The 17,865-nt window shown below is 60.1% G+C and carries 14 protein-coding genes and 1 tRNA gene; 3 read left to right on the top strand and 12 right to left on the bottom strand.

Annotated elements, in window-relative coordinates:
• Positions 1 to 1,410: 1,410 nt before the first annotated feature.
• From J1N02_RS24950 to J1N02_RS24930, 5 genes are all read right to left on the bottom strand, one after another.
• Positions 1,411 to 1,486, bottom strand: a tRNA-Gly gene (locus tag J1N02_RS24950).
• Between the two features lie 60 nt (positions 1,487 to 1,546).
• A complete protein-coding gene (gene pgsA, locus J1N02_RS24945; RefSeq protein ID WP_027603207.1) occupies positions 1,547 to 2,107 on the bottom strand; it encodes a CDP-diacylglycerol--glycerol-3-phosphate 3-phosphatidyltransferase in 561 nt (186 codons plus the stop codon).
• Positions 2,108 to 2,139: 32 nt separating this feature from the next.
• The gene (gene uvrC / locus J1N02_RS24940; RefSeq protein ID WP_027603206.1) at positions 2,140 to 3,963 is read right to left on the bottom strand and encodes an excinuclease ABC subunit UvrC; all 1,824 of its coding nucleotides are present in this window, start codon (positions 3,961 to 3,963) and stop codon (positions 2,140 to 2,142) included.
• A 1-nt stretch (position 3,964) separates the two neighbouring features.
• Positions 3,965 to 4,606, bottom strand: a complete 642-nt coding sequence (gene uvrY / locus J1N02_RS24935; RefSeq protein WP_003190387.1) for a response regulator transcription factor GacA — start codon at positions 4,604 to 4,606, stop codon at positions 3,965 to 3,967.
• A 151-nt stretch (positions 4,607 to 4,757) separates the two neighbouring features.
• On the bottom strand, positions 4,758 to 5,123 hold the full coding sequence (locus J1N02_RS24930; RefSeq protein WP_027603205.1) for a helix-turn-helix domain-containing protein: 366 nt from the start codon (positions 5,121 to 5,123) through the stop codon (positions 4,758 to 4,760).
• A gap of 81 nt (positions 5,124 to 5,204) precedes the next feature.
• Here J1N02_RS24930 and J1N02_RS24925 point away from each other — a divergent pair, with 81 nt between their 5' ends.
• A complete protein-coding gene (locus tag J1N02_RS24925) occupies positions 5,205 to 5,444 on the top strand; it encodes a DNA-binding protein (RefSeq protein ID WP_065947535.1) in 240 nt (79 codons plus the stop codon).
• 35 nt (positions 5,445 to 5,479) lie between these two features.
• Here the strand turns inward: J1N02_RS24925 and J1N02_RS24920 are convergent, their stop codons facing one another.
• Both J1N02_RS24920 and J1N02_RS24915 read right to left on the bottom strand, forming a co-directional pair.
• A complete protein-coding gene (locus J1N02_RS24920) occupies positions 5,480 to 5,911 on the bottom strand; it encodes a GNAT family N-acetyltransferase (protein ID WP_098479918.1) in 432 nt (143 codons plus the stop codon).
• On the bottom strand, positions 5,911 to 6,660 hold the full coding sequence (locus J1N02_RS24915; protein WP_027603202.1) for a carbon-nitrogen hydrolase family protein: 750 nt from the start codon (positions 6,658 to 6,660) through the stop codon (positions 5,911 to 5,913). Before J1N02_RS24915 ends, J1N02_RS24920 begins: the two co-directional genes overlap by 1 nt.
• Before the next feature lie 622 nt (positions 6,661 to 7,282).
• Between J1N02_RS24915 and J1N02_RS24910 the strand changes: the two genes are divergently transcribed.
• Together J1N02_RS24910 and dkgB are read left to right on the top strand one after the other, a co-directional pair.
• Positions 7,283 to 8,347 (top strand): 3-deoxy-7-phosphoheptulonate synthase, encoded by a 1,065-nt coding sequence (locus tag J1N02_RS24910; RefSeq protein WP_027603201.1) that lies wholly within the window; start codon positions 7,283 to 7,285, stop codon positions 8,345 to 8,347.
• A gap of 171 nt (positions 8,348 to 8,518) precedes the next feature.
• Complete coding sequence (gene dkgB, locus J1N02_RS24905; protein WP_027603200.1) at positions 8,519 to 9,337, top strand: 2,5-didehydrogluconate reductase DkgB; 819 nt, start codon at positions 8,519 to 8,521, stop codon at positions 9,335 to 9,337.
• Here dkgB and J1N02_RS24900 read toward each other — a convergent pair.
• From J1N02_RS24900 to mgtA, 5 genes are all read right to left on the bottom strand, one after another.
• A complete protein-coding gene (locus J1N02_RS24900) occupies positions 9,334 to 9,756 on the bottom strand; it encodes a chemotaxis protein CheY (protein ID WP_098479920.1) in 423 nt (140 codons plus the stop codon). The two genes, dkgB and J1N02_RS24900, sit on opposite strands and share 4 nt — an antisense overlap.
• A gap of 134 nt (positions 9,757 to 9,890) precedes the next feature.
• On the bottom strand, positions 9,891 to 13,505 hold the full coding sequence (locus tag J1N02_RS24895; protein WP_421147930.1) for a transporter substrate-binding domain-containing protein: 3,615 nt from the start codon (positions 13,503 to 13,505) through the stop codon (positions 9,891 to 9,893).
• A 1-nt stretch (position 13,506) separates the two neighbouring features.
• Positions 13,507 to 14,136: a response regulator transcription factor gene (locus J1N02_RS24890; protein WP_027603197.1), complete on the bottom strand. Its 630-nt coding sequence runs from the start codon at positions 14,134 to 14,136 to the stop codon at positions 13,507 to 13,509.
• A 268-nt stretch (positions 14,137 to 14,404) separates the two neighbouring features.
• Entirely contained in the window at positions 14,405 to 15,121 is a 717-nt protein-coding gene (locus tag J1N02_RS24885) for an MgtC/SapB family protein (protein ID WP_421147929.1), read from the bottom strand.
• Between the two features lie 16 nt (positions 15,122 to 15,137).
• On the bottom strand, positions 15,138 to 17,843 hold the full coding sequence (mgtA, locus tag J1N02_RS24880; RefSeq protein ID WP_146477418.1) for a magnesium-translocating P-type ATPase: 2,706 nt from the start codon (positions 17,841 to 17,843) through the stop codon (positions 15,138 to 15,140).
• Positions 17,844 to 17,865 lie beyond the last annotated feature (22 nt).

Raw genomic sequence — 17,865 nt, 5'->3', positions numbered from 1 at the left:
TTTGATTCAGATCACCAGCTGCCAGTCGCTCGATGGCCAATGCAACGTCTGTGGGCTCAGCACCCAGCGTGGATTTAACAAAGCGAATAAGTACGGCCGACAACGTGATGCTCAGCAGCAGGGCAATACCTGTCGCGATAAGCATCAGCGTACTGAACTGGCTGGCGGTTGCCTGCACTGCGCCCAACTTCGCCTTGATTGATACTTCCTCGTAGTCGATCAATGCATTGACGCGCTTGAGCCACTCACTGTAATCCAAAGACGTTTGACGCATCAGCAGCGCCTGAGCCCCTGGTATGTCACCCGCCTGGCGCAGGGAGATTACCGCCCTGGTGGAGTTAAGGGTTTGTTGTTCGATGTCCTTGATAGCGCTCAGTAATCGAACCTCCTCGCCAGTTACGCTTGCGCCCTTGAACAACTGATCCATTGGAGCTGCCGAGTCAGAGTAGGCCTTTTCCAAGGCTGAGACTTCCGATAAGTGTTTTGCCAAATCCAAATCAGTCGTTACCAGCACGGCATCCCGAATAGCGATGGCACGGTTATGGACACTGCCTCGGAAATTGATTGCGTAGCGCTGCACCTTTGCGGCATTTTCGCTTACGTCGCCCAAGGTGGAGTCAATGAACGCAACGCGGTGAATGCCGATGGTGGTTATCAATATGAGCAGCGCCAGGATGGCCGCGAAACTAAGCCCTATGCGTGTGGCCAACGAAAGCGTTTTCTTCATGGAAATCTCGGAAACATGACCTGTACAGGCCTGTGTTGATTTGGAAGACGCGAACGGTGCTACCGGCCCATCACGCTTAATGCCTCTACGATACGTAGACGCAGAATGGTCATCTAGTTAGTAATACGCACGGCCATGATAGCTCATGGCTATCATGGCCGTGCGCATGCTTCACAGTGGGCCTCGCGAGTTAGGCAGCAGGTACCAAGGCAGAGAGCGTATGGGTAACCGTGCGGTAGACACGTATTGACGAAATCATCTTAGGCCGGGCATTTACGAGCTTTTGGTGTCCGGGAGAGAGCCTTTAGCCCAGTGGTCAGATGCTTCGGCAGAGCCTCGCGGGCCGCATCTGCGAACCGAGTAGTCCTGTTCGCTCCTTGCCGTTGTCTTTTGGAATGCGCTTTCCCGTAGAGGTGGCGGGAAATACGACACTGAACACAACCGGTTCCAGATGCGGTAGAGGTTATGATCGCGTTGCCGATCAAAGTCCGTGTGCTCTACCGCATTACGCACAGAGCGACGTAAACCGATTCAGTGTGCGTCCGAACTCAAGACTCTCATTCAGGACTTAAAAACACTGGATGGTGCTGGATTTAAGGGGTTCCCGCCGGAACGAAAAAAGGACCCGAAGGTCCTTATTTCAATCGCTTGCAGAATTCAGTGGAACTCTGCAGCGCAATATTTGGAGCGGGAAACGAGACTCGAACTCGCGACCCCGACCTTGGCAAGGTCGTGCTCTACCAACTGAGCTATTCCCGCTTGGTGATGCGCATTCTATAGAATCCTCAGCACCCGTCAACCCCTTGATTCAAAAAAGTTTTATTTCTTTTCAACGGTGGTGCGCAGATGCGGCCAGGCGGCGCGCAGATATTGGAGCATCGACCACAGGGTCAGGCCCGCGGCGATCAGCAGCAAGGCATAACCCGTGAGGACCCAGAACGAGAAGTCCGATGGGTTGGCCAGCAGGATAACCAGCGCGAGCATTTGCGCGGCGGTTTTCCATTTGCCCATGTTGGACACGGCCACGTGGGCGCGGGCGCCGATTTCGGCCATCCATTCGCGCAGGGCCGAGACGACGATCTCGCGGCCGATGATGACCGCTGCCGGCAGGGTCAGCCACAGGTTGCCGTGTTCCTGCACCAGCAGGACCAAAGCGACGGCCACCATGAGCTTGTCGGCCACCGGGTCGAGGAACGCGCCGAAGGGCGTGCTCTGTTCCAGGCGGCGCGCCAGGTAGCCGTCGAGCCAGTCGGTGGCGGCGGCAAAGGCAAACACTGAACTGGACGCCAGATAACTCCATTCGTACGGCAAATAGAACAACAAAATGAAAATAGGGATGAGCAGGACGCGTAGAACGGTGATCAGATTAGGGATATTCATCGGCACAACTGGCTACGAGGTGGAAAGGCATTCTATTCGCTATGCAGATTCGCATAAATCAACTCAGCGAGCTTTTTACTGATACCGGGTGCTTTGGCTATCTCGTCAATGCTGGCACGGGACAGCTCCTGCAAGCCACCAAAATGTTTAAGCAAGTCGCGACGTCGCGTCGGGCCAACCCCTGCCACCCCTTCCAGGGTTGAGGTTCGTCGGGTTTTGCCACGGCGGGCGCGGTGGCCGGTAATGGCGAAACGGTGGGCTTCGTCACGAATCTGCTGGATCAAATGCAACGCGGGTGAGTCGCCCTTCAAAGTGAACTCATGGGCGGCATCATTCAAGTACAACGTCTCGAAACCCGCCTTGCGCGTCGTGCCCTTGGCCACGCCCAGCAGGATCAGGTCAGGCACCGCCAGCTCATTGAGCACGTCACGGGCCATGGACAGCTGGCCCTTGCCGCCGTCGACCAGGAGGATATCCGGCAACTTGCCCTCGCCGTCCTTCAACTTACTGAAGCGGCGCGTGAGGGCCTGGTGCATGGCGGCGTAGTCATCGCCGGCAGTGACGCCTTCGATGTTGTAGCGCCGGTAATCGGACTTGATCGGCCCTTCCGGCCCGAACACCACGCAGGATGCCACCGTGGCCTCGCCACTGGAGTGGCTGATGTCGTAGCACTCCAGGCGCTGGGGCGGCTCCTCCAGGTTAAGGACTTCAGCCAGGGCGTCAAAGCGTGCGGCGACGTGCTGTCGGTTGGCCAGGCGCGCGCTCAGGGCTTGCTCGGCGTTGGTCACCGCCAGTTGCTGCCAGCGTGCGCGGGTGCCACGCACGCGGTGGCTGATATCCAGCTCGCGGCCGCGCAATTCGTGGATGGCTTCGATCAACGCGGGGAAGTCTTCGTGCACCACATTGACGATCAACTCCGACGGCAGGTCGCGCTCGGGGCTGCTCACGTAGTATTGGCCCAGGAAAGCGGCCATGACTTCGGCGACCTCCTCGTCAATACCGGTCTGCGGAAAGAAGTTCTTGCTGCCCAGCACTCGCCCACCGCGCACGCTGATCAGGTGCACACAGGCACCGCCCGGATTGACGAAGGCCGCGATCACGTCGACGTCGCCGGTGCCGCCTTCCATGCTTTGCTGGTCCTGGACACGGCGCAGCAGCGAAATCTGGTCGCGCAGCTCGGCGGCCCGCTCAAAATCCAGGGTGCTGGCCGCCTGCTCCATGGCGGTGGAAAGCTCATCGGTGAGGGCATTGCTGCGCCCTTCGAGGAACATCACCGAATGGCGCACATCCTCGGCGTATTCGGCCGGCTCAACCAACCCCACACAGGGCGCCTTGCAGCGCTTGATCTGGTACTGGAGACAGGGCCGGGTGCGGTTCTTATAGAAGCTGTCTTCGCACTGGCGTACAAAAAAGGTTTTTTGCAGCAAGCTCAGGCTTTCCCGAATGGCCCCGGCGCTGGGATAAGGCCCGAAGTACTTGCCCTTCGCCTTCTTCGCCCCACGGTGAATGCTCAGGCGCGGGAAGTTGCCGTCGGATAAAAACACATAGGGATAGGATTTATCGTCACGCAGCAGAATGTTGTAGGGCGGTCGCCATTCCTTGATCAGCGTCTGCTCAAGCAGCAGCGCTTCGGTTTCGTTGGCAGTGATGGTGGTTTCGACCTGGGCGATACGCGCCACCAGGGCGGCGGTTTTCGGCGCGAGACCGGTCTTGCGAAAGTAGCTCGCCAGACGACTCTTGAGGTTTTTGGCCTTACCGACATACAGCAGGCGTGCCTCGCTGTCGAACATGCGGTACACGCCAGGGCGGCCACTGCAGGTTGAGAGAAAGGCACTCGGATCAAACGGTGTGGTCATGTCAGGCGCTGGCGTCCACCATGCCGTGGCGCACCGCGAGCAGGGTCAATTCAACATCACTGCTGATGGCGAGCTTCTCGAAGATGCGATAGCGGTAGGTGTTGACGGTCTTGGGCGACAGGCACAGCTTGTCGGAGATCGTCTGTACCTTCTGGCAACCGACGATCATCAGGGCAATCTGGATTTCCCGCTCCGACAGCGCATCAAACGGCGAGTCGCTGGTGGGCTGGAAGGACTTGATAGCCAATTGCTGGGCGATCTGCGGGCTGATATAGCGCTGGCCGGCAAACACCAGCCGAATGGCCTGGACCATTTCCGCCAGGCCCGCACCTTTGGTGAGGTAACCGGCAGCGCCAGCCTGCAGCAGGCGTGTCGGAAACGGGTCTTCCTCGCACACAGTCACCACCACGACCTTGATGTCCGGATGGCTGCGCAGCAATTTGGTCGTCGCGCCAAGACCGCCGATACCAGGCATCTTGACGTCCATCAACACCACATCGGGTTTCAACTCCCGGGCCTTGATCAGGGATTCCTCGCCTGACTCGGCCTGACCGACTACTTGCAGGCCATCGATGTCAGCCAGCATTCGTGTAATGCCTGTACGAACGAGATCATGGTCATCGACTACTAGCACCCTAATCAAGCAGACACCTCGCGAAATGGTCTTATAGGTTGCTGAACACCTTAGCAAAAAACCAAGGCACAGACCTAATAGCACGCGTCATATAGAGAGAGATTGATTGAGCGACAGCCATCCGCCGGGCGGCAGATGGCTCAATTTGCTGGGCGAAGGGTCAGGAATCCTGGGGCTGTGGCTTGGGTTTTCCATTCATCGCAATCGAGTGCTCGGCCAACGTCGAGGTCAGGCGACGGATCGCAGCCTGGTCTTCCTTGAACATTGCGCGATAATCCCCGAGGACTTTTTCTTCAATCTGGCTCAGATTCTCCAATTGAATCGGCGTGGCTGCGCCGGTCAACACGTAAAGTACATCCACGCCTCTTTCGGCGACACGAGACAGGTAATCCGCTTTAGGCGCGCGCCCTCCACTTTCATATTTACCTTGTGCGTTGGCTTCAACGCCTCCGATTTCACCAAACACTTTTTGCGACAGGCCAAGTCGCTCCCTTTCTTGCCGTAAACGCGAACCGATTCCACTCATTTGGATGTATGATCCTATTTGGCACACCCCAAGAGGTGACACATTCATCTCTTATTAAACAAACTTGAACGGTTTTGAACTATGCCCGGAATCCGTACCGCTGCACAAGCCAAGGCCTGGCTGGAACATCAAGGAAAGTCAGTTCAAGCGTTCGCCCGTGAACATGGCGTAGATCCGGCAACCACCTATCAAGTGCTCGCTGGGCGCAAAAAGGGACGGCGTGGGGAAGCCCATAAGGTAGCGGTCCTTTTGGGCATGAAAGAAGGGATCATCCTTGCTGAGACGGGAGACCTGAACAACGATCAGGAAGTCGGCGCCTGAGGCCAGTATGCGCTTATAAGGAGTGGGTGCACGTTTTAGCTTGAGCGACAAACACGCTCCATACGCCAGAAGCAGTCTTCTTCACCTACGATGCTGAGCCCCATGCGCTGATAGAGCCTCCTGGCCGGGTTGGTCTTGAATACGGTCAAACGCAACAGTCCCAACGTTTGCGCCTTGAGCGCCATCTGCTCCAACACCCAGCCACCCGCACCCAACCCGCGATACGCCTCGAGCAGATGCAACTCGCGAATATAGAGGGCCCGGCTGTCGCGGCTCAGGCTGATAAAGCCCAAGACACTGTCGTCCCGGCAAATCAGCCAGTTTTCCCGATCGGCCCAGGCCGTATCAAAGCCGTCGTTGGACCACCACAACCCGTACTGCACGTAGTAGCGGGCCATGGCCTCGTGGGTCAACTTCCGCGCAAAGGGCAGGTCCTGGTCCGTTGCAGCGCGCAGGTGAAAAGCCATTAGACAGCCATCACGTGGCTGACCCAACCCCCGCCATCGCGACGGGCAATCAGCAACGCATCCCCCACGCCAGGTACAGCAGCAAGCAAACGGCCATTGGCGGCCCAGATCGCACTGCGACCGGCGCAGGCCCAGCCACCCGACGGGCCGCCATGATTGGCCATCAACACCAGCAGGCCATGTTCAGCGGCATAGGCTTGGAGCAGCGCACTGTCCGTGGCGTAGCCGCCTTCACTGATCAACACCCCGGCGGCATACACCGTGGCGCCCGCTCGCGCCGCGGCACGGGGATGGCTGGCCTGGGAAAAATCTGCGCACACCGCCAGCGCAATCCGTTCATCCCCACGCTCAAGGACCGCACCGCCCTGCCCTGGGACAAACACAGCCTCTTCGCCGGCATGCAGATGCTGCTTGGTGTAGACCGCCAGGGAGCCATCCGCTCCCAGCACCAACGCACCGATCAGCACGCCCGCCTCTGGCGTCAGTCGGATCGGCATTCCCACCACCGCCGTCAATCGCAGCTCACGTGCCATCTCGCGCAGGGGTGCCAGCACCTTGTCCCACGGCGCAATCGCCAATTCAGCGGCCAGCGACGGCTCATACCCTGTCAACGACAACTCGGGGAACACCAGTAATTGCACACCCTGTTCCGCCGCCGTGCGCATAAATACGAGGTGCCGTTCAATATTGGCTGGGACATCGCCCGCGATGGAAATGGATTGAGCAGCAGCAAGGGTGAAGGCAGTCATGGTCGCGTCCAAGCAATCAGTATCAAAGTGCAAACAGCATATCGGCACTCCCCCCATAGCCGTAAGTCCCCCACCGCAATAGAAATTACTGATTGAATCTGCCTGCGTGCCTCGAGTAAGCTCCCCCATACATTTGGAGACACACCATGTTGCAACTCACCCACACTCAGGTTTGCCCTGCTGCCAGCGCCCAGCGCTCGGTGTCGGCTACCCGTGTGAACGGTTCGAGCGCACTGGTCAGCTTTTATTTTGGGTATTGGTTTAGCCACTGGCGCGCCTGATACCTGAAATCGGCGCCCACTTACCAAGGGGTCGCCTACCAGAGAAATCTAACCCCCGGTCGGCTCCCCGACCGGGGGTTTTGTTTTTCAGGTCTCCATAAACTTTTCAACTTGATCAAGAACACTTAGAGGAATCACGACATGAACTACGCCACCTATTACCGCTACGACATGTGCACTGCATGGCGATTTAGCCAGCTCCGCTCGGGACAGCCTGCCGCCTCCGATCGGTCACCTATCGGTGGCAAACCAACACACGTCGCCGATACGGCGAATTGTCGAACACCCCAGTAGGCCGAGCGCGCGGGAATAGCCCGCCGCTTGCCCAGGAAACCTTGAATATGAACTCCTCCGTCGCCGCTCTGCCCCTCTCTGCCTTGAACAGTGCCAATGAAGCCCTGACCCAGCGCCTGCCCAGCTCGCTTGAGCTCAAGCACCAGTTGCCCCTCAGCCCGTTCCTCAACGAACAGATCCACGCCCACCGCCAAGCCGTGCGCGCCATCCTCAATGGCGAAGATTCACGCTTGCTGGTCATTGTCGGTCCGTGCTCGATCCATGACCCGGAATCGGCCATGGAATACGCCCGTAACCTGAAGAAGCTGGCCCTCGACGTCGGCGACCAGATGCTGCTGGTGATCCGCGCCTATGTCGAAAAACCCCGCACGACGATCGGCTGGAAAGGCCTGGCCTACGACCCTCGCCTGGATGGCAGCGATGACATGGCCGCCGGCCTGACCCTGTCCCGCGAGCTGATGCGCGAAATGCTGCGCCTGGGCCTGCCGGTCGCCACCGAGTTGCTGCAACCCATGGCCGCCGGCTACTTCGATGACCTGCTCAGTTGGGTGGCGATTGGCGCGCGTACCACCGAGTCGCAGATCCACCGCGAGATGGCCAGCGGCCTGGGCATGCCCGTGGGCTTCAAGAACGGCACCGATGGCGGCGTCGCGATTGCCTGTGACGCCATGCGCTCGGCGTCTCACCCGCACCGCCACTTCGGCGTCGACAGCCAAGGCCATCCGGCGATCATCCAGACCCCGGGCAACCCCGACACCCACCTGGTGCTGCGCGGCGGGCATCACGGGCCGAACTACGATGTGCAGAGCGTGGCGCGGGTAAGACACGACCTGGCCAAGTCCAAGGTCACCCCGCGGATCATGGTCGACTGCAGCCATGCCAACAGCAACAAGGACCCGTTGCGCCAACCGGCCGTGTTCAACGATGTGCTGGAGCAGCGCTTGCAGGGTGATACCTCGCTGATCGGCATGATGCTCGAAAGCCATTTGTTCGAAGGCTGCCAGCCATTGAGCCCGTCGATGAAATACGGGGTGTCGGTGACCGATGGCTGCCTGGGCTGGACCGCCACCGAGCAGTTGCTGCGTGCGGCTGCCGAGCGCCTGCGCGCTTAAGGCTGATGGATCGAGGCGCTGCTGCCGCAGGTACAGCGCCTCATGAGAACCTGCGGCACACAGGCCATTCGTGACGTGCAGGCAAGAGTCCTTTTCGGCGTCGACGGTGTTTCCGAAGCAACGACGAGGGGATACTCAACGCCATTGCCTACGGCCCTATTGGAGTTACCGATGTCTACCCTCACGCCAAAAGTCCCTGCCTTCGGCCTCGGTACCTTTCGCCTGCAAGGCCAGGTGGTGATCGATTCCGTCAGCACCGGCCTGGAACTGGGCTACCGTGTCATCGACACCGCGCAGATCTACGAGAATGAAGCAGACGTTGGCCGGGCCATCGCCGCCAGCGGCATCCCGCGGGACGAGCTGTTTGTCACCAGCAAGATCTGGATCGCCAACCTTGCTGAAGGCCGGCTGATCCCAAGCCTCAAGGAAAGCCTGCGCAAGCTCGAGACCGATTACCTGGACCTGACCCTGATCCACTGGCCATCGCCGGAAGACCAGGTGCCCGTCACCGAATTCATGGGGCAGTTGCTGGAAGCCAAACGCCTGGGCCTGACACGCCAGATCGGTGTTTCCAACTTCACCATCGCCCTGATGAAGCAGGCCATCGCAGCCGTGGGTGCCGAGCACATCGCCACCCACCAGATCGAATTGCACCCTTATCTGCAAAACCGGCAGGTTGTGGATTTCGCAACCGCCAACGGTATCCAGATCACCTCGTACATGACCCTGGCCTACGGTGAAGTGCTCAAGGACCCGGTGATCCAGCAGATCGCCGAGCGCCATCAGGCCACCCCGGCGCAAGTGACCCTGGCCTGGGCCATGCAATTGGGCTATGCGGTCATCCCGTCCTCAACCAAGCGTGCCAACCTGCAAAGCAACCTCAAGGCCCTGCAACTGACCTTGAGCGCAGCTGACATGGCGCACATTGCCGGGCTGGAACGGGGCCAGCGCTTGACCAGCCCCAAGGGCATCGCGCCGAAGTGGGATTAAACCCCCGCCACCGGTGTGCGGGATAACTCGCGCAGCCATGGCAACACCCGCAGGCCGGCAGTGGCCTCGGGGGGATCGATGATGTCCATGAAGTGTTCGAGATTGACGTTGTCCGGCACGCCGGGCAGCCGCACCAGCACCGCCGGCGTTACGCCGGGGTGTGCGCCCACATCCAGGTGATCGTAGACCAATACATGGCGCACCTGGGGCTGGGGCCCACGGGCCTGGGCCGTCAGCCCCGCATTGATGATCAGCACGTCGAAGGGTTCGGCCGGGATGGCCGTGAGTATCTGGACTTCCTCGAAGGTTTGTACCGGCACGATCCGGTGGTACCCCAACTGATTGAGCATTTTTTCGATATACAACCGTTGCAGGTGTTGTTCATCGGCAATCAGGATGGTCAGTGCTTTGTTCGGCATGGCAAACCCCTGGGCAGGCAGCGCTCGTCAGTGAGCGAGGCCCATTTTCCAGACATATCCCGAAGACAAAATCAGGCATGTTCCCCCTTCTTGTAGGAGTTCTCCCAAATCAACCGAATGACCACATTCCGCGGTCAAGCCTGATTGCGGTAACGGCCCAGGCTGTGATGCAACTCTTCGATGGCCTCTTCCAGCGCCGCTACCGCAGCGCCCAGTTCCCCGCTGTCACGTCGTTCACAGACGCTTTCCAGGATCTCGCAACAGTTGATCAACGCCTTTGCCCTGACCATACGCGCGCCCCCTTTGACCCGATGAGCCAGGTCATGGAGCCTGGCGAAATCAGCCTGGGATTTCAGCGGCTGCAACAGCGCACAGTCCTCGTTGAGGCTGCCGAGCAACGGCGTCAGCAGCTCGTCGAGAGCATCGTTATCACCCTCCGTCAGCGTGATCAGCGAGCTTAAGTCAAACGTAAGCCCAGCCTCAGTCGTTGAAACGTCGGCGGTGCGTGACGCCAAGGCCAGGCGCAAGTCCTCAAGCCCGGTCGGCTTGAACAGGCAACCGTCCATGCCTGCTTGCCGGCAGCGTTCGGCTTCCTGCGGCAAGGCATTGGCGGTGAACCCGAGGACCAGGCACGGCGCCAGCCCACGCTGGCGTTCCTGTGCGCGAATATCACGCGCCAATGCGTAACCGTCCTTGAAGGGCATATTGCAATCGGTGATCACGCCGTCAAAATGCCCGGCCTGCCACAGTGACAATCCTTGGGCGCCGTCCTCGGCCAAGGTGATGCGATGTCCCAGGAAACTCAGCTGTCGAGCCAGCAACAAGCGGTTGGCCGGGTAGTCATCCACCACCAGGATATTCAACCCGCGCGCTGGCGGAACGTGGGGGACCGGTACATTGGCAGGCATGGCCGTGGTCAGCGCCAGCGTCAACGTCACATCCACCCGCGTGCCCTTGCCCAGCACACTGCTCAAGTGCAATTGACCGCCCATCATCTCGCACAGGTTGCGACTGATCACCAACCCCAGGCCCGATCCGCTTCGCGCCGGCTGTTCGTTATTGCTGCCCTGGATAAAGGGGTTGAACAAACGCTGCTGATCTTCGGCACTGATGCCAATACCCGTGTCCTCCACCCACAACCGCAGGTGCAACTGGTCGTCGGTCAATACCGGTGCACCCTGGGCGCCCAGGCGCACATGGCCGGAGGCGGTGAACTTGATCGCGTTACCCAACACATTGGACACCACCTGCTTGAAGCGCAGCGGGTCAACCAGCACCGGCCGGTCGATCAACGGGTCGAGTTCCACCTGCAGCACCAGGCCCTTGTCCCGCGCCAGCCCCTCGAACACCCGCGCCACTGAGGCCAGCAGTTCGTGCAGATTGGCCGGTTCCAGGCTCAGGGACAGGTGGCCGGATTCGATTCGCGCAATGTCGAGAATATCGCCGATCAACTCCAGCATGCTCCGGGACGCCACCGACGCAACCTCCAGCGCATCGCGGTCAGCCACGCCCTGCTCGGCGTTTTTCAGGGCCAGTTCGATCATGCCGATCACGGCATTCATGGGGGTACGGATCTCATGGCTCATGGTCGCCAGGAAGGTGGTCTTGGCACGGTTGGCGGCGTCGGCCTCCTCCTTGGCTTCCTGCAACTGCCCCAGCAAGCGCTGGCGCTCGCTGACATCCACCCAGCCGGCGATCATGCCCACCACGCTGCCATTGCTGTCACGGTACGGGAGCATCCATTGGTAGATGGTCAACACCTCGCCGCCGGGCACCTTGAGCACGCGGTCATGAACCTGCGGCTCGCCCAACGCCATCAAACGCAAATAGTCGGCGTGGAACGACTGGGCCTGGGGCGGGTTCCCCGTGTCGGTTTCCACCACGGTCTTACCGATGACGTCTTCCAACTTGAAGCCGAACACATCGAGGTAGGCATTGTTGCAGGCCATCAGGCGCCCCAGGCGATCGCGCACATAGATCGGGTGCGGCGTGCCGTCGATCAACACACTCATGAACCGCATCTGGTCGCTCAACGCACGCTCGGCCTGGGTGCGCTTGCGAATCAGGCTGCGCAGGTAGAACACCCATCCCAGGGTGACCAGCAGCAGCAGCGCGGCCAAGCCAAACCCCTGGAGGATGATGTTGCGGTGACGTATCCAGTAGTTGTCTTCGATGATGATCTCGCTGCGCCAATGATTGGTCAGCTCGTCCATTTCTTCTGGAGTAATGCTCAATAACGCCTTGTCGAGGATCGAGTACAGCTCCAGTTGGCTGCGGTTGACCCCAAAGGCAATGCGTGCAGGCTCACTCCCGACAGTGCTGGTGATGCGCAGCCGCTTGCGGTAATTGCGGGCGATCATGTAGCGCGCGCTCATCAGTGAAACCGCAGTCGCATCGACGATGCCGTTGACCACCAATTCCATGGCCTGCTCCGGGTTCTCCACGTCGACAAACCCGATGCCCGGGTAGTCCCGGCTGATTTGCCCGGCCAGGCTGTTGCCGCGAATAAGCGCCATGCGTTTGCCAGGCATATCTTCCAGGGTCACCAGATGCTCGTCGTGGGTGCGCACCACCAATACATAGGGACTGGACAGATAAGGGCGAGTAAAGCGGATCTTTTCGGACCGCTCGACACTGGGCGTGACGACCGCCAGCATGTCCACGCGACCGGCACTGGCCTGTTCAATTTGCCGCGGCAGCGAACTGCCCCGTTCCACATCAAACCGCAAGCCTGTACGCAGACTGATACGCGAGAGAACCTCGGAGCTCAATCCCTCGAATTGCTCTTGTTCGTTGAAAAAAGACAACGGCACGAATTTATCGAGCACCGCCACTTTCACCCGCGGGTGCTTCTCCAGCCAGCGCTGTTCACTTGCGCTCAAGCGCAGTTGCTCCGCCTCCAGGAACCCGCTGCCGCCAGCACTCCAACGGCGCAGGATTTCCATCTGCTGGTTGGCCGGAACGGCGGCCAGTGCGCTATTGATGATGCCCAACAGGCGGGTATTGTCCTTGGCGAATGCGAACCCGAACGGGTTGACCTCCAATGCGGAGAAGTCCGCCATGCGCACGTTATTAAGGTGGTTCTTGTTGATCAGGTAGCGGGTGCTGATGGCGTCACCCAGGTACACATCCGCCTGGCCGAACGCAACGGCACCAATGGCTTCGAAGGTCGAGGCAAACAAGAGCAATTGCGCATCGGGGTAAAAGGCCTGGACGGCCTCGGGCTGCATGTAGTGGTAGAGCATCGCCAGGCGCTTGCCGGCAAGGTCAGCCTTCAGCACCTGATTCTCCCCCGCGCGTGTCACCAGCGCGGGTTGGTCATTGGCGTAGGATCGGGACAGCACCAGCTCCGGGTCGGCCGCCTCGAACCCATTGGCCGATCCCACAAAATCCACGGCGCCGGTCTTCAGGGCTTCGATCACCTCATCACGGGTGTCGTAGCGCTTCACGTCGATGGTGATATTCAGCGCCTCGGCAACCAGTGCCGCAAAATCGGCCGTGATGCCCTCGAGCTCGTCATTGTTGCTCAAGTCAAAGGGCGCGTAGTCGGGGGCCGACACCCCCATCAGGAGCGTGCGGCGCTCGCGTAGCCAGCGCCAGTCGGCTTCGTCCAACACCACCGAGGGATTTTCAAGAGTGGAGTGACCCAGCAGTTTCAGATCGTGGGATTCCTCCAAGGCCATCACCGCCCAGGGCAACAGCCCCATCAGCAGGATGGCCGCGCGTTTCACCCGCCGGGAGGTGAGCATTTCAGATCAGATGATTGCGCTGGGCGAACTTGGACAGATGCACCACCGACGACATACGCAACTTCTCCTTGAGCCGCGTCTTGTAGGTACTGATAGTCTTGTGGCTCAACAGCATGTCCTCGGCAATATCCTTGTTGCCCAGGCCCAGGGCCAGCTTCTGCAGCACGGTCAATTCGCGATCGGATAACGCCTCCACCAACTCCTGCTCGGTCGATTGCAGGTCGTCGCGACGCACCGAACTGGTGGGCAGGCTGGGGAAGCAACTGTAGCCGGACCTGATCGCCCTGATCGCCTTTTGCAGCTCATCCAGTTCACCGGTCTTGGCAACAAAACCCATCGCCCCGGCGCGCATGCAGCGAGTGGAAAAAAACACCGCCAGATACGAGGTCAGCACCAGGATCCGGCAGGGCAACTCCAGCGCCTTGATCCGGCTGATCACCTCCAACCCACCGAGCTTGGGCATCGCCAGGTCGAGAATGACCAGGTCCGGACGTTCTTCGCGAGCAATCTGCATGGCATCAGCGCCATTACCCGCTTCGTAGATAGTATCGAAACCTTCCTGCCTCAATAGATACTTCACGGTAGCGCGTATAAAAGGGTGATCATCCACGATTAAAGCTTTGTTGCTCATAAGACTCCCCTGGGAAGATCAGTACGCTTACATATCACTCGAGACCCCACTACCTGTGAAAAGTAACAGTTCCGACAAGCGGCACTGATTACTCAGTCAAACACCTCAGGCAGTACAGGCCCCTCCTTTTGAAAAACACAGTAAACATGTGAAGCCACGCCTTGATTCCTGAACAGGCGCAAGCGCGCAACCTTAGCAACCGCGTGTTTTTGCCAATGAAGGGATAATCTCGACTAAATGTAGGACTTTTCCTCGGAACTCTCCAAAGCTACTCGGTGGTGCTGGGGCTCCAGAAGGCCTGAACCACCAGGGTCGACCTGGAAATTCGCGCCACCAGGGCGTCCAACTCGTCACCGTCTACCGAGGTCACCGCCAGGGTGGCTTCGATTTCAACTTCCTCAGTGCCGAACGGCCGCACATCGACATCGCTGGCCGGGTAGTTACAGCGCGCCAGTTCGGCTTCCAGCAACGCCAATACCGCGGTTTGCTGGGTGCGCCGGGCAATCACATAGAGGACGTTGGTGACCTCCGCCGACACCACATCCAGCGGTTGGCGGTTGATGTTATTGACGATGGGCCGCAGCAGCGTATTGGCCGCCAGCACAAACAGCGTGCCCAACAACGCCTCGAGGACCAGGTCGGCACCGGCGCACGCCCCCACCGCCGCCGACGCCCAGAGCGTGGCGGCGGTGTTGAGACCGCGCACATTGCCTTCTTCGCGCATGATCACACCGGCCCCCAGAAAGCCGATGCCCGACACCACATACGCCACCACCCGCACGGAGCCTTCCGCACCGCCGAGGCGGTTGGCCATGTCAACGAAAATCGCCGCCCCCACCGCCACCAGTACGTTGGTGCGCAGGCCCGCCGTGCGTTGGCGGTACTGGCGCTCGAAGCCGATCAGGCCACCGAGGATAAACGCGGCGGTGAGGCTGACCAGGGTATCGACCAGAGAGTTGAGGTTGATATTGTCGATTGCTTGCATGGGAAACCGTCCCTGTTCACTGCCAGCCAAACTTACGGATGTAGTAGCCCTTCACCGCCTGGGTCAGCGCCATGTACGCCAGCAGGATCACCGGCAGGAACACAAAGTACAGCGACGGCAGCGCCTGCAATTTGAAGTAATGCGCCAGCGGCCCCATCGGCAGGAAGATCCCCACGGCCATGATCACGCCGGTCATCACCATCAACGGCATCGCCGCGCGGCTTTGCAGGAACGGGATTTTCGGGGTGCGGATCATGTGCACGATCAGCGTCTGGGTCAGCAGCCCCACCACGAACCAGCCGGACTGGAACAGCGTCTGGTGGTCAGGCGTATTGGCATCGAAGACGTACCACATGAGTGCGAACGTGGTGATGTCGAAAATCGAACTGATCGGCCCGAAAAACAGCATGAACCGCCCCACGTCCCCCGGCTGCCAGCGTTGGGGTTTGGCGAGCATGTCCTCGTCGACGTTATCGAACGGGATCGCGATCTGCGAGATGTCATACAGCAGGTTTTGCACCAGCAGGTGCATCGGCAGCATCGGCAGGAACGGGATAAACGCGCTGGCCACCAGCACCGAGAACACGTTGCCGAAGTTGGAGCTGGCGGTCATCTTGATGTACTTGAGCATATTGGCGAAGGTGCGCCGGCCCTCCAGCACGCCCTCCTCCAGGATCATCAGGCTCTTTTCCAGCAGGATGATGTCGGCGGCTTCCTTGGCGATATCCACCGCGCTGTCCACCGAAATCCCGATATCCGCCGTCCGCAGCGCCGGTGCGTCATTGATGCCGTCCCCCATAAAGCCCACCACATGCCCGTTCGCCTTGAGCAGGCGCACGATGCGTTCCTTGTGGCTGGGCGTCAGGCGGGCGAACACATTGGTGGTTTCCACGGCCTTGGCCAGCTGGGCGTCAGTCATGTCCTCGATGTCGTTGCCCATCAACAGGCCCTGCTGCTCCAGGCCCACTTCGCGGCAGATCTTGGCGGTGACCAGCTCGTTGTCGCCGGTCAGCACTTTGACCGCCACACCATGGGCTTTCAGCGCCTTGAGAGCGGGCGCAGTGCTTTCCTTGGGCGGGTCGAGGAACGCGACGTAGCCGATCAGCGTGAGGTTGTTTTCATCCGCCAGGCTGTAAGTGTCGCGCCCCGGGGCCATCGGTTGCGCAGCCACGGCCACCACCCGCAGGCCTTCTTCGTTGAACGCGGCAGTGACCTGGCGAATGCGCGCCAGCAGCTCGTCGGTCAGCGCTTCGTTGACCTCGCCATGGCGCACGCTGTTGCACACCGAGAGGATCTCTTCCACCGCACCTTTGCAGATCAGCAGATGCGGCCGGCCCTGTTCGGCCACCACCACCGACATGCGGCGGCGGTTGAAGTCGAACGGGATTTCATCCACCTTCTGGAACGCGGTGCCGACCTTCAGTTCGCGATGCACCTCCACGTGCTCGAGCACCGCCACGTCCAGCAGGTTTTTCAGGCCGGTCTGGTAGTAGCTGTTGAGGTAAGCCATCTCCAGCACGTCGTCGGACTCCTCGCCCCACACGTCCACATGACGCGCCAGGAAAATCCGGTCCTGGGTCAGGGTGCCGGTCTTGTCGGTGCACAGCACATCCATCGCGCCAAAGTTCTGGATCGCATCCAGGCGCTTGACGATGACCTTCTTGCGCGACAGGAACACCGCGCCCTTGGCCAGGGTGGACGTGACGATCATCGGCAGCATTTCCGGGGTCAGGCCCACGGCAATCGACAGTGCGAACAGCAGCGCTTCGGTCCAGTCGCCCTTGGTGAAACCGTTGATGAACAACACCAGCGGCGCCATCACGAACATAAAGCGGATCAACAGCCAGCTGACCTTGTTGACGCCCTGCTGGAACGAGGTGGTCGCACGGTCGGTGGCGGTCACGCGTTGGGCCAGCGCACCGAAATAGGTGCTGTTGCCGGTGGTCAGAATCACCGCCGTCGCGGCGCCGGACACCACGTTGGTGCCCATGAACAGGATGTTCTCCAGGTCCAGCGGGTTGCGGGTGTTGGTGTCGTGCTGCTGGGCGAACTTCTCCACCGGCATCGATTCACCGGTCATCGCCGCCTGGCTGACGAACAGGTCCTTGGCGCTGAGCACGCGGCAGTCGGCGGGGATCATGTCCCCGGCCGAGAGCACGATCAGGTCGCCTGGCACCAACTGCTTGATGGGCAATTCAATGCGCTTGGCATCCTCCCGGCGCAGCACCGTGGCGGTGTTGCTCACCATGGCTTTCAAGGCATCGGCGGCCTTGTTGGACTTGGCCTCCTGCCAGAAGCGCAGCAGGGTCGAGAGCACCACCATGGAGAAAATCACCGTGGCGGCCTTCATGTCTTCGGTCAGCCAGGAGATCACCGCCAGCAAGGTCAGCAGCAGGTTGAACGGGTTCTTGTAGCAATGCCACAGGTGCACCCACCACGGCAGCGGCTGCTCGTGCTCGACTTCATTGAGGCCGTATTGCACGCGCAGGGCGTCGGCTTCCAGGCCGCTCAAGCCCTCGGTATGGCTGCCCAACGTACCGAGCAATTGCACGGCACTGCTATTGGCCGCGACCACCAGGGTTTGCGCCAGGGTGGGCGGCACTTCGCGGCTGACGCTGGCATCGGTGACGGTTTCGAGCATCGCCAGGCGGCGGAAATGCCGGGCGATATGCCGGGTCCGCAGGAAGCCGGCGAAGAACTCTTTCAACAGAGTGAGGTTCATGGTGTGTTACTCCTGCGCGAGG

The sequence above is a fragment of the Pseudomonas sp. NFX5 genome (genome assembly GCF_049132125.1).
GTDB classification, from domain to species: domain Bacteria; phylum Pseudomonadota; class Gammaproteobacteria; order Pseudomonadales; family Pseudomonadaceae; genus Aquipseudomonas; species Aquipseudomonas marginalis.
The sequence above is the reverse complement of the archived record's forward strand: the minus strand, read 5'-3'. Positions and strand labels throughout refer to the sequence as shown.

Bases quoted from the DNA above. Each gene is read 5' to 3' on its own strand.
- pgsA (WP_027603207.1), bottom strand. From the start codon at position 2,107: ATGAATATCCCTAATCTGATCACCGTTCTACGCGTCCTGCTCATCCCT.
- uvrC (WP_027603206.1), bottom strand. From the start codon at position 3,963: ATGACCACACCGTTTGATCCGAGTGCCTTTCTCTCAACCTGCAGTGGC.
- J1N02_RS24930 (WP_027603205.1), bottom strand. From the start codon at position 5,123: ATGAGTGGAATCGGTTCGCGTTTACGGCAAGAAAGGGAGCGACTTGGC.
- J1N02_RS24925 (WP_065947535.1), top strand. From the start codon at position 5,205: ATGCCCGGAATCCGTACCGCTGCACAAGCCAAGGCCTGGCTGGAACAT.
- J1N02_RS24920 (WP_098479918.1), bottom strand. From the start codon at position 5,911: ATGGCTTTTCACCTGCGCGCTGCAACGGACCAGGACCTGCCCTTTGCG.
- J1N02_RS24915 (WP_027603202.1), bottom strand. From the start codon at position 6,660: ATGACTGCCTTCACCCTTGCTGCTGCTCAATCCATTTCCATCGCGGGC.
- J1N02_RS24910 (WP_027603201.1), top strand. From the start codon at position 7,283: ATGAACTCCTCCGTCGCCGCTCTGCCCCTCTCTGCCTTGAACAGTGCC.
- dkgB (WP_027603200.1), top strand. From the start codon at position 8,519: ATGTCTACCCTCACGCCAAAAGTCCCTGCCTTCGGCCTCGGTACCTTT.
- J1N02_RS24900 (WP_098479920.1), bottom strand. From the start codon at position 9,756: ATGCCGAACAAAGCACTGACCATCCTGATTGCCGATGAACAACACCTG.
- J1N02_RS24895 (WP_421147930.1), bottom strand. From the start codon at position 13,505: ATGCTCACCTCCCGGCGGGTGAAACGCGCGGCCATCCTGCTGATGGGG.
- J1N02_RS24890 (WP_027603197.1), bottom strand. From the start codon at position 14,136: ATGAGCAACAAAGCTTTAATCGTGGATGATCACCCTTTTATACGCGCT.
- J1N02_RS24885 (WP_421147929.1), bottom strand. From the start codon at position 15,121: ATGCAAGCAATCGACAATATCAACCTCAACTCTCTGGTCGATACCCTG.
- mgtA (WP_146477418.1), bottom strand. From the start codon at position 17,843: ATGAACCTCACTCTGTTGAAAGAGTTCTTCGCCGGCTTCCTGCGGACC.